Source organism: Tenacibaculum sp. M1.3A (assembly GCF_057732375.1).
Genome location: NZ_JBYJEF010000009.1, coordinates 94,181 through 106,261 on the forward strand (window position 1 = coordinate 94,181; position 12,081 = coordinate 106,261).

Genomic DNA, 12,081 nt, shown 5'->3' on the forward strand with positions numbered 1-12,081 from the left:
AATGAAAGACTTTTTCAGTCAAGCTAAGACATACCTTTGTGTATGTCTTTTGCTTGTAATAGTATCGTGTAATCAAAAAACAGAGAAATACAAATCTGTTGCAGTAATTTCTAACGGTGTAAATAAATTATACCTAAATCAACTATCTAATACTATTAACAATTTAGATAGTATGAAAGGTAAATCAATTAAAGAGCAGCAAAAATACTATGTGCTAGCAAGAAAGCATTTTAAATTACTAGAGCCAATTTTAGCTTTTTCTGATAAGGATAATTATAAATCATTAAATGCACCAAATATAATTAATGTTAAAGGAGAAACGAGTAATGATACAAGAGTTATAAAGCCGATAGGTTTTCAGGTGATAGAAGAAACTCTTTATGATGAAAATATTGATAAAGAGGTTTTAAGAAGAGCCGTACGTGTTACAAGTAATCGATTAAAATTAATAAAAAAAAATAGTATTCTTAAATTAAAAGACCATCATATTATATGGCTGTTAAGAGATCAAATTACCCGTGTAGCTGTAACTGGTATCACAGGTTTCGATTCGCCAGTTTTAAACCAATCATTATTAGAAAGCTCATATACTTATGAAACAGTATTAAAAATAATTAAACTTAATAAGGAGAAGTTCAAATCAAAACAATTATTAGTAAATTTTGAAGGAGCGGTTATAAATGCTCAAAAATTTTTAAAACATGATTTTGATAGTTTTGATAGGTTCAGTTTTATAAAAAAACACACGAATCTTCAATTAAAAATATTGGTTGAAATTCAAAAAGATTGGAATGTTAAATTCCCTTTTGAAATGGCATTATCTAATACGATGGAAACCTTATTTTCTGAAGAAACATTAAATGTTAATTATTTTTCAGACCATTTGAGTGATACCACACAATTGATAAAAAAGGTGGTTTTAGGAAAGCAATTGTTTAATGATATATCGCTTTCTAAAGATTATAATATGGCTTGTGCAACTTGCCATGTTAAAGATTTAGCTTTTACAGATGGTAGAAGAGTATTTGATAAAAACCAAACAAGAAATACACCAACAGTAGCTTATTCAGCATATCAAAGAGGCTTTTTTATGGATGCTAGATCAGGTAGTTTAGAAGGTCAGGTTGTTGGAGTTGTAGAGAATCATAATGAGTTTAATATGTCGATGGATTCTGTTGTATATCGTGTACTAAAAAATAAGAACTATAAAAAGGCACTGGCTAATTTATACGATAACAAACGCGTTAATTTTAATATACGACATGCAATAGCATCATACATAAGAACTTTAAATACATTTAATTCAAAGTTTGATAAAAATATTCGTGGAGAAGAAGAAACACTAACAGAAGATGAACAAAAAGGGTTTAATTTGTTTGCAGGGAAAGCAATGTGCGCAACGTGTCATTTTGCACCTGTTTTTAACGGAACCGTTCCGCCAAATTATAACGATACAGAGTTAGAGTTTATTGGTGTTCCCATATCTATAGATACTATTAATGCTGAAATTTCATCAGATTTAGGGCGTTATAATTTATATAAAACACCAGAGCGTAAACATTTTTTTAAAACACCTACTATTAGAAATATCGCAAAAACTGCGCCTTATATGCATAACGGTGTTTATGTAACTTTAAAGAAAGTAATGGATTTTTATAATAAAGGAGGCGGAGCAGGTTTGGGTATTCATAGTGAATATCAAACATTACCTTTTGATAATTTAAGTTTATCAGAAAAAGAAATAGCGCAAGTTCTCGATTTTATGAAAACACTTACCGATGAGTAATTACTTAAAACAAATATTTTATTAAAATACGAATACTAACAAAGGCAATCAAAATAGCGGTTGCCTTTTTTAATTGAATTGGGCTAAGGAATTTATGGCTCATTCTGCTACCAATTTGCCCACCAAGAAACACTGTTACTAATAAAATAGAAGTTAAATTCCAATCGATTATAAAATCAGGGTTTATGTATTGACCAAACAAACCTGCGATGGAGTTTACTAAGATAAAAACACTTGATGTTGCTGCAATTTTTTTAGGAATATCCCAGTTTTTTAAATGTAATAAAGGAGCTAAAAAAATACCGCCACCAATTCCTACCATTCCAGAAATAAAACCAATAAGCCCACCATAAATAGCATTTTTACCTTTATTTATTTTGTTTTTTTGAATACTTAAAGTAATCTTTTTAGAAAACCACATGGTAATTGCAGCAATTAATAGCGTAATACCTAAAAGAATAAAAAAGATAGTTTGGTTTATTTTTAAAAATCCGCCTAAAAAAGCTAGGGGAACACTAAATAGAGTCAATGGAATTATTTTATGCCAGTCAAGTAGTTTTTCTTTATGAAATAATAATACGTTACTAAAAACAACAACAATATTACATATTAATGCTGTAGATCTTATTTGTGTATAAGCAATACCAGTTAAAGCTAATACTGCTAAATAACTAGAGCCACCACCAAAACCAACAGAAGAGTAGAGTATAGCAATAGTAAAGAATAGTAATATTACATGCCAGTTTAAAGCAAAAGTATCAATTAAAAAAGTCAATATTTATATGAAATTAATCTTTCAAAGATATTTTAAATTGTTGAGGTGTTAATAGCTCATTCTTCTTAAAAAGGCGATTAAAATAACTTACGTTGTTAAAGCCTGTTTTGTAGGCAATATCACATATGTTTTCATTAGGATTATTTTTAATTAACTTTTTAGCAAATTTAATTTTTTCAGAATTTATGTAATCTACAGGAGTAACGCCTAGGGTGTTTTTAAATTTCTTAAAAAAATGCGATTTACTCATACAGGCTTTTTCAGATACATCATCTAAAGTCAAATTACCTTTAGTCAAGTTTTCTTTAATATATTTTACAGCATAGCCTATGCGAGTATCATCATATATATCATCAACATTATTTAAAATAAGTTTTCTTGCTTTGCTTTGTAATAAGCGAATAATTAATTCTTGAATCATTAAATCTAATAAAAGATCTTTAGATTTTGTGTTGTTAATAAATGTATTCGTTAATCGACTAACGAGTAGGTTTACCTCTTCATTGTTATTTAAATGAGATGAGTTTTTTTTAAAATCCCAATTATCATTTTCTCTTTCAATAACTGTTTCTTTGTTAAAATTATAAACAACTTCATTTATTTTATTTTGATCAATAATTAAACCTAAGCACGATGTGGGGTTATTTAAAGAAGCATCAGGAAAATCGATATTCATGCTATTGTTTTCAGGTATCACTAAAGATTCACCAGGTATAAAAGAAAACGGTTTGGTTTCATTTAAATGCATTGTTTTTTTACCGGTTAACATACTGGCAATAACAGTAGTATCGAAGTTAAAAAAAACATTTTTAGTGGCTTCATAGGTCTCGAAAATGTTAAGTTCTGCATATGCTGACGCATAAGTTGTTCTATTCTCAATAAGAGTTGTTATCTTTCTTGTATGAAAGTGTTTTTGGATGGGGGGCATCATAGTTTTTTCTTTTTATTTTTCGAAGAGTAATATAGTTCAATTAATTGATAATATAGTTCAATTATTATTAATATTTTAAGAGTAAATTTATAACATTAATAAAAATAATTTAAATCAAAAGGGTTTAAGATATTTAAAAAGCTATGAAATGAATTCCCCCCGCCCTTGTTAATTATAATTGTAATTAAAAAGAGAGAAAAGACTAATACCTTAAAAAGTGTTAGTCTTTTTGATTTAGAAAAGGTAGCTAATATAAAAGAATTACTCATCAAGTAAAATCTAGATTTGTATCTTGCCTAAAATTATAAAAGATATACTATAGCTTACTATGAGTATTGTAAATATTAGAATATACCTAGAAAAATCTCTTACAATTAATGATAGTGATTGGGAGTTTTTTACATCTAAATTAAAGTTAAGAAAAGTAAAAAAACGTATTAAACTTTTAGAATTAGGTACAATAGAAAAGCATATTTCTTTTTTAGACAAAGGAATAGTACGGTTTTATATCCCAAATAAAGATAAAGAAAAAGAAACTACTTTTGGATTTTGTTTTAATAATGAATTTGTAAGTGCATATGATTCTTTTTTAACACAATCGCCTTCATTATACGAATTAGAAACGCTTACAGATGTAGAAATGTGGAGTATGTCTTATGAAGACCTACAAGAGGTTTATAAAAAAACAAGTATTGGAAATACATTAGGTAGATTATCGTCTGAACGTTTATTTTTAATAAAATCTAAAAGAGAACAATCTTTATTAAACGAAACAGCAGAAGAACGTTACCTTAATTTATTTGATGAACGACCTGAATTAATTAAAGAAATTCCATTAAAATATATAGCGTCATACATAGGCGTCACAGCACAGGCTTTAAGCCGAATTAGAAAGCGAATTACTTAACTTGGGTTCATTTTTTTTACCATACTAAAGTCGGTTATTTGTAGGCTAATTTTATAAGAATGACAATAATAATTTTCATAATAATTTTATGGTATTCAGGTTTGTTTTTTCAAACCTTCTTTTTGCACAGATATTCAGCACATCAAACCTTTAAAATGTCGGATTTTGGAGAAAAGGTATGCTTCTTTTTAACTTGGTTAACGCAAGGATCTAATTATTTAAGTGCTTATGGTTATGGTGTTATGCACCGAATGCATCATGCGTATGCAGATACAGAAAAAGATCCGCATTCGCCTAAATACGATAGTAATTTATTTAGTATGATGTGGCGTACTAAAAACATATATCAAGATATAAATAATCAAAGAATAGCAATTGAAGCAAAATTCACCAAAAATGTACCTCAATGGAAAAGCTTTGACAATTTTGCTAGCTCAAAATTTTCTAGATTAATTTGGGGTGCTTTATATGTTTTGTTTTTTGTGCTTTTTGCAACCGCTTGGTGGCAATGGTTATTTTTACCTGTTGCTTTTTTAATGGCGCCAATACACGGTGTAATTATTAACTGGTTTGCACATATTTATGGGTATGTAAACTTTAAAGTGAGTGATACTTCTAAGAACTTGTTACCATTCGATTTTTTAATGATGGGAGAAGGGTATCATAATAATCACCATGCTAATGGTGGCCGTGCAAATTTTGGAGGTGTAAGATGGCACGAAATTGATGTTACTTATTGCATAATGATTGTTTTAGATAAGTTAAGATTGATAAAGCTTAAATAGTATTTTATTTAAAGTGAATTGAAAATCGTTGCCCCAAAATAAACATACAAACTACATAAAATAACTTCACCGATAAAAACACCTAAAAGCACATTCTTTATAGGTGTTTTTAAGATACCTGCAACATAGCAAATAATATCTGTCGGAATAAAAGGAAAAATAGACCAACAGGCAATCAATAAGGTTGATTTTGGTGCGTTTAACTTTTTTTTCAAAACAGAAATTCTTGAAGGAAATTTACTTTCTAAATAATTACTGAAACCTAACAAGTCAGAAAAGTAATATAAAGCAGTAGCAGAAAATAATACGCCTATAATTGAGATGAGTAAAACTAATATTAATTGATTAGGAAATAAAATACCGCCTCCAATAACAAAAGGAGTACTTGGTATTAAGAAAAAACCTCTTATTAATGTTAGCAAAGTATATATAAGCAACATTTCACCTTTAAATTTTTTTATAAAAGCTACCAAGTTATGGGCTGTAATAAGTTCAGGGTTCAATAGGTAGGTAATTAGCAATCCAATTAAGAATGCTATCCAAATAACATAAATTAGTGTTTTTCCTTTTTTTAGCATTAATTTTGAAATCGGTTAGTGTGTTATGTATATGACGATTAAAAACAAATAATGTAACAGTGGTTTAATATTTGTTAATCTGTCATGCTTATTTATAGTGGCATATCATTTGACTTTAAAAGAACTAGTCATATAAGATAGTTATTAAAAAATATACCATGCAACATCTACATACAACAACTAATAAAAATAGTAAAAAGTCCAAAGTAACCATTGTTACTGCTTTTAAAACGATTATTTGGCCAAAACGGAATTTAGTTTTTATCGGTTTACTATTAATTGTGGTAAGCAGGTTGGCAAGTTTGGTGGCTCCATTAAAAATTAAATCATTGTTAGATGATGTAATCCCTAATAAAAATTACAATGCACTTTATAGCTTATTATTTGTTGTTGGAACAGCGATTTTAATACAAGCGGTAACTTCATTTTTATTAACACGTATTTTAAGTGTACAAGCACAATATTTAATTTCAGAATTGCGCGCAAAAGTGCAAAAGAAAGTATTGTCTTTGCCAATTAGTTTTTTTGATAACACAAAATCGGGCGCTTTGGTTTCACGAATTATGAGTGATGTTGAAGGTGTGCGTAATTTAATAGGAACAGGATTAGTGCAATTAGTAGGAGGAACAATAACAGCAGTAATTTCTTTAATCTTATTGATAAACATCAGTTGGTCAATGACGCTTTTTGTGTTGATTCCTGTAGTTGTGTTCGGGCTAGTTGCCTTAAAAGCTTTTAAGTATATCAGGCCTATATTTAGAAATAGAGGCGTAATTAATGCTGAGGTAAAAGGGCGTTTAACAGAAACATTGGCAGGGGTAAGGGTGATAAAAGCATTTAACGCAGAGCAACAAGAAAATGAATCTTTTGAAAAAGGAGTTGATCTTTTGTTTCAAAACGTAAAAAAGAGTTTAACCGCAACGGCAATCATGACAAGTTCGGCAACATTCTTATTAGGAATTGCGTCTACCGGAATAATGGGAATTGGTGGTTATAAAATTATGGTTGGAGAATTAACCGTGGGTGATTTCTTATCGTTTACCTTTTTATTAGGTTTAATGATTGCACCCATTGTGCAAATGAGTAATATCGGAAGTCAATTAACAGAAGCTTTAGCTGGTTTAGATAGAACCGAAGAATTGATGAACATGGAAGCTGAAGAAGATAATGAAGAAAGAGTTATTGAGTTAGATAATGTTGAAGGAACATTAGTTTTTAACGATGTTTCTTTTGCTTATGAAGAAGGAAAGCAAGTGTTGAATAATATAAGTTTTCAGGTGCCTAAAGGAACCGTAACAGCGTTGGTAGGAAGTTCTGGATCTGGTAAATCTACCATTGCAGGTTTGTCGGCGACTTTTTTGAATCCAAAATCAGGAAAAGTAACGATTGATAATCATGACATGTCTAAAGTGCAATTAAATTCTTACCGAAAACATTTGGGAGTTGTTTTACAAGACGAGTTTTTATTTGAAGGAACTATTAGAGAAAATATTTTATTTCCAAGACCTGATGCAACGGAACAAGAATTACAAAATGCAGTAAAAGCAGCATATGTAAATGAATTCACCGATCGTTTTGATGACGGATTAAATACATTAATAGGTGAAAGAGGTGTAAAGCTTTCTGGCGGACAACGTCAGCGTTTGGCAATTGCAAGAGCTATTTTAGCAAATCCTAAAATTATTATTTTAGATGAAGCTACTTCTAGCTTAGATACCGAAAGTGAAGCATTGATTCAGAAAAGTTTATCAGAATTGATAAAAGACAGAACAACGATTGTAATTGCACACAGATTAAGTACGATTAAACAAGCAGATCAAATATTGGTGATTGAAGCCGGTTCGATAGTAGAAAGAGGTACACATGATGAATTGATTACTAAACAAGGTAGATATTTTGAGTTGTATACCTATCAATCAAAAATTTAAAAATTAGTAATAATAAATTTATAAAATAAAAGCATCCGAATTCGGATGCTTTTTTATTTTATAAATTCATAGAAGTTGTGTAAGTTTACTGTTCTAACTCGACTGTAAATTCAGTAATAAAACATCTATAAAAAAATGAGAAAAGTAGTCTTATTAATTGTCATTGCAGTAATTTCTATTGCTTGTAAAAATGAAGCAAAAAAAGAAGTTGTACAGGAAGAAATAACTTCAGAAAAATATCCAAAAGCTTTGGCTGCTGTTTTTGATAAACATGGTGGTATTGATAATTGGCAAAAAATGAATACGTTGTCTTATACTTTAAAAAATGAAGAGCATACAACAGATTTACATTCACGAAAAACAATTATAAACGCTAAAGAGTATTCATTAGGTTTTGATGGTAAAGATGTTTGGGTTTCAGATACTGCAGTTTATAAGAAAGATGCTAAATTTTACTATAACTTATATTTTTATTTTTATGCGATGCCTTTTGTTTTGGCAGATGACGGAATCGTTTATTCAGAAACAAAACCATTAGAGTTTGAAGGAAAAAAATATCCAGGTTTTAAAATTTCATACAATGAAAATGTAGGTTCATCACCAGATGATAATTATTTTATTTATTATGATGAAACTACCAACGAAATGAGTTGGTTGGCTTATACAGTTACCTATCATAGTAAAAAAGTATCAAACAAAAAGAGCATTATTAGATATAACGATTGGCAAAACGTTAATGGGTTTTTATTACCTAAATCTTTAACTTGGTATAAAAAACACGAAAACGGTAACCCTACAGAACCAGCAGGCGAACCTACCAAATTTGTATTACCTTTATTAAGTGAAGCATCATTTGATGGTGACTTTTATGCAAAACCAACAAAATAAATGGATTCACAAAAATATACTTGGAAAAAAGAATACACTTTAGTGTTGATAGCAAATATAGTTTACATCGCATTATTTTATATTATTACAAACTTATATACTAAATAGAATATGCAAATTATAGACTGGGTAGTACTTTCGTTAACATTATCGTTTATTGTTTTTTACGGAGTTTGGAAAACTAGAGGAAGGAAAAACGCTGAAGATTATATTAAAGGAGGAAATGATAGTAAATGGTGGACAATCGGTTTGTCGGTAATGGCAACACAAGCAAGTGCCATCACGTTTTTATCTACACCAGGGCAAGCATTTCATAGCGGAATGGGTTTTGTACAGTTTTACTTCGGATTGCCAATTGCTATGGTAATCATCTGCTTGGTATTTATTCCCATTTATCACCGATTAAAAGTATATACAGCCTACGAGTATTTAGAAGGTCGTTTTGATAAAAAAACAAGAACTTTAACCGCTATTCTATTTTTAATACAAAGAGGATTAGCAGCAGGAATTACCATTTTTGCGCCTGCTATTATTTTGTCAGCCGTATTAGGATGGGATTTAATTACACTAAATATAATCATCGGATTTTTAGTAATTATTTACACAGTTTCTGGCGGAACAAAAGCAGTAAGTGTTACTCAAAAACAACAAATGGCGGTAATTTTTGCAGGAATGTTTATTGCTTTTTACCTAATTTTACAATATTTACCTGACGGAATAACCTTTACAAAAGCATTAGAAATTGCCGGAGCTTCAGATAAAATGCAAGTGTTAGATTTTTCTTGGGATTTAAGCAATAGATATACTGTTTGGACAGGTATTTTGGGAGGAACATTTTTGATGCTTTCTTATTTCGGAACCGACCAGAGTCAAGTACAACGTTACTTATCAGGGAAATCGGTAAGAGAAAGTCAGTTAGGCTTAATTTTTAACGGATTGTTAAAAGTGCCAATGCAGTTTTTTATCTTATTAGTTGGGGTAATGGTTTTTGTATTTTATCAGTTTAATACTTCGCCTTTAAACTTTAATCCTAAGGCTAGTGAAGCTGTTGTAAATTCACAATACGCTTCAGAATACAAGATTTTAGGAGACAAACACATCAATATAGAAAATCAAAAGAAAGCTTTAATTTTTGAAGGTTTAACAGCAGCGAATAAAAAACAATTACAAGCGTTAAACGAGCAAGATAAATTAATAAAAAAGCAAGCTAAAGCAATAATTACAAAAGCAGATGCTTTAGTAGAAACGAATGATAAAGATTATGTTTTTATTCATTTTATTTTACACAATTTACCAAAAGGTTTAATCGGCTTATTGTTAGCGGTAATTTTATCGGCAGCAATGTCGTCTACAGCATCCGAGTTAAACGCGTTGGCATCAACCACTGTTATCGATTTATATAAAAGAAATCAAAAGAAGGACAGGAGTGAAGAACATTATGTTAAAATGACCAAATGGTTTACTTTAGGATGGGGACTTTTAGCAATTTCCGTTGCTTGTGTTGGTAATTTATTTGAAAGTTTAATAGAGTTAGTTAATATTATAGGTTCTATTTTTTATGGAAATGTATTAGGAATATTCTTATTAGCATTCTTCTTTAAATTTGTAAAATCGAATGCAGTTTTTATTGCGGCGATTATAACACAAATACTAATTATTGTTGTTTTTAAAATGGACGTTTTACCTTACTTGTGGTTGAATGCTTTGGGTTGCGGATTGGTAATTTTAATAGCTTCTTTATTACAACCATTTTTAAATAAGAAATAAGAATGATTTCAATTAGAACAGCGACTTTAAAAGATTTACCTATTCTTTTAGAGTTTGAGCAAGCGCTTATTAATTTCGAAAGACCTTTTGACATTACTTTAAAAGACGAAAAAATATCATATTACGATATTAAAGCAATGATTTTGTCTGATGAAGTAGAAGTTATTGTAGCTATAGAGGAAGAAAATATTGTAGGTTCTGGTTATGCCAGAATACAATTGGCAAAACCATATTTAAAACATCAAAACTTGGGGTATTTAGGTTTTATGTATGTTAAAAACTCCCATAGAGGTAAAGGGATTAATAAACTAGTTATTGATGCTTTGCATACTTGGGTAATATCTAAAAACACATTTGAAGTTCGATTGGATGTATATGCTGATAATCCTGGAGCTATTAAAGCGTATGAGAAAGCAGGCTTTAGCAAACATTTAATTAATATGAGAAGAAGTTTAAAGTAATTGGCTTATTCTTTTTCCATTTAAATGTTTCGCAATAGATGTTCCCATACTAAAACAGGCTTGTAATAAATAACCTCCGGTAGGCGCGTTCCAATCTAACATTTCACCGATGCAGTAACTATTTTTGAGTTTCTTGAGCTCGAAATTTTCGGTAACTTCGCTTAAAGGAATTCCGCCAGTAGTTGAAATAGCTTCGTTTAAAGGAGCAGCATTTTCTATAACAAGAGGTAGTGCTTTTATTTTTTCTGCAATACTATTTTTGTTGATGTATTCTTCTTTTGTTAAAACAGTTTTTAAAAGAGCAATTTGAGGTGCACTTAACTTTAATATTTTTTTAAGAATATCGGTTGTTCTTAAATGAGAGTCCTTTATTTTTTTAACAACCTCGTTAAAAGTAAACATCGGTTTTAAATCTAAATAAATAACAGGTTTTATATTAGCAGATAGTTGCGATTGTATTTGCGGACTCAATGCATAAATAGCGTTTCCTTCTAGTCCGAATTTAGTAATAACCAATTCACCTTTTTGTTTTTTATCCAAACAAGAAAGTGCAATATTTTTTAAAGGCTGTCCTTTATTTTTAGATATAAAATCACTTTTCCAATTAATATTATAAGCACAATTAGCAGGTAAAAAAGGAAGTGTATTTATATCTTTTTCCTTAAAATTATTTGTCCAATTACCTTCTGATCCAGTAATTTTCCAACTAGCGCCACCTAATGAAAAAATAGTATAATCAGGGGTGATAATTTTATTTTCATTAAAGATCAATTCACTTTCATCATTCCAACCTTTCCATTCATAATTGTATACAAATTGTATATTTTTATCACTTAAAAATTGTTTGATGTTGGTAAGAACTGTAATAGGTTTAATTCCTTTTTCAGGGTATATCCGATTACTACTTCCTACAAAAGTTGGAATAGCAATAGATAATAACCAGTTACGTAAATCTTCATTCGTAAAGTTTAATAAAGCATTTTTAAGAAATGAACTAGGTGTGTAGCGTGCAATCATTTTATCAATAAATTCTCCGTGGCTAAGGTTAAATCCGCCATCACCAGCAACTAAGAATTTTCGTCCTAACGATTTCTTTTTTTCGTAAATGGTAACATCAAATTTGTTAGTATCTAAAAAAGCTGCAGCAAATAATGCAGAAGGACCTCCGCCAATAATGGCTATTGATTTTTTCATAGCACAAAGTTAGTATTTGTTTTTTAGGATAATAAAAAAAAGGTACAAAACAAATAATGTCTGCAACCGAAGTTGCAGACA

Annotated in this window: 11 protein-coding genes; 7 read left to right on the forward strand and 4 right to left on the reverse strand. The window is 29.7% G+C overall.

Annotation, left to right across the window (positions count from 1 at the left end):
- Window position 1: 1 nt before the first annotated feature.
- A complete protein-coding gene (locus AC28QF_RS12840) occupies window positions 2–1,786 on the forward strand; it encodes a cytochrome-c peroxidase (protein WP_488202209.1) in 1,785 nt (594 codons plus the stop codon).
- Window positions 1,787–1,790: 4 nt separating this feature from the next.
- Here the strand turns inward: AC28QF_RS12840 and AC28QF_RS12845 are convergent, their stop codons facing one another.
- Entirely contained in the window at window positions 1,791–2,561 is a 771-nt protein-coding gene (locus AC28QF_RS12845) for a sulfite exporter TauE/SafE family protein (protein WP_488202210.1), read from the reverse strand.
- Between the two features lie 13 nt (window positions 2,562–2,574).
- The gene (locus tag AC28QF_RS12850; protein WP_488202211.1) at window positions 2,575–3,492 is read right to left on the reverse strand and encodes an AraC family transcriptional regulator N-terminal domain-containing protein; all 918 of its coding nucleotides are present in this window, start codon (window positions 3,490–3,492) and stop codon (window positions 2,575–2,577) included.
- A 334-nt stretch (window positions 3,493–3,826) separates the two neighbouring features.
- Here AC28QF_RS12850 and AC28QF_RS12855 point away from each other — a divergent pair, with 334 nt between their 5' ends.
- Both AC28QF_RS12855 and AC28QF_RS12860 read left to right on the forward strand, forming a co-directional pair.
- Complete coding sequence (locus AC28QF_RS12855; RefSeq protein WP_488202235.1) at window positions 3,827–4,399, forward strand: Crp/Fnr family transcriptional regulator; 573 nt, start codon at window positions 3,827–3,829, stop codon at window positions 4,397–4,399.
- Between the two features lie 59 nt (window positions 4,400–4,458).
- Window positions 4,459–5,184 (forward strand): acyl-CoA desaturase, encoded by a 726-nt coding sequence (locus AC28QF_RS12860; RefSeq protein ID WP_488202212.1) that lies wholly within the window; start codon window positions 4,459–4,461, stop codon window positions 5,182–5,184.
- Between the two features lie 8 nt (window positions 5,185–5,192).
- Here the strand turns inward: AC28QF_RS12860 and AC28QF_RS12865 are convergent, their stop codons facing one another.
- The gene (locus AC28QF_RS12865) at window positions 5,193–5,762 is read right to left on the reverse strand and encodes a VTT domain-containing protein (RefSeq protein ID WP_488202213.1); all 570 of its coding nucleotides are present in this window, start codon (window positions 5,760–5,762) and stop codon (window positions 5,193–5,195) included.
- 158 nt (window positions 5,763–5,920) lie between these two features.
- Between AC28QF_RS12865 and AC28QF_RS12870 the strand changes: the two genes are divergently transcribed.
- From AC28QF_RS12870 to AC28QF_RS12885, 4 genes are all read left to right on the forward strand, one after another.
- Window positions 5,921–7,690, forward strand: coding sequence for an ABC transporter ATP-binding protein (locus AC28QF_RS12870; protein WP_488202214.1), 1,770 nt, complete (start codon window positions 5,921–5,923; stop codon window positions 7,688–7,690).
- A 135-nt stretch (window positions 7,691–7,825) separates the two neighbouring features.
- On the forward strand, window positions 7,826–8,578 hold the full coding sequence (locus tag AC28QF_RS12875) for a DUF6503 family protein (protein WP_488202215.1): 753 nt from the start codon (window positions 7,826–7,828) through the stop codon (window positions 8,576–8,578).
- A 111-nt stretch (window positions 8,579–8,689) separates the two neighbouring features.
- The gene (locus AC28QF_RS12880) at window positions 8,690–10,345 is read left to right on the forward strand and encodes a sodium:solute symporter family protein (RefSeq protein WP_488202216.1); all 1,656 of its coding nucleotides are present in this window, start codon (window positions 8,690–8,692) and stop codon (window positions 10,343–10,345) included.
- Between the two features lie 2 nt (window positions 10,346–10,347).
- Window positions 10,348–10,806, forward strand: a complete 459-nt coding sequence (locus AC28QF_RS12885) for a GNAT family N-acetyltransferase (protein ID WP_488202217.1) — start codon at window positions 10,348–10,350, stop codon at window positions 10,804–10,806.
- Here AC28QF_RS12885 and AC28QF_RS12890 read toward each other — a convergent pair.
- Window positions 10,798–12,000: a BaiN/RdsA family NAD(P)/FAD-dependent oxidoreductase gene (locus AC28QF_RS12890; protein WP_488202218.1), complete on the reverse strand. Its 1,203-nt coding sequence runs from the start codon at window positions 11,998–12,000 to the stop codon at window positions 10,798–10,800. The two genes, AC28QF_RS12885 and AC28QF_RS12890, sit on opposite strands and share 9 nt — an antisense overlap.
- Between the last annotated feature and the right edge of the window lie 81 nt (window positions 12,001–12,081).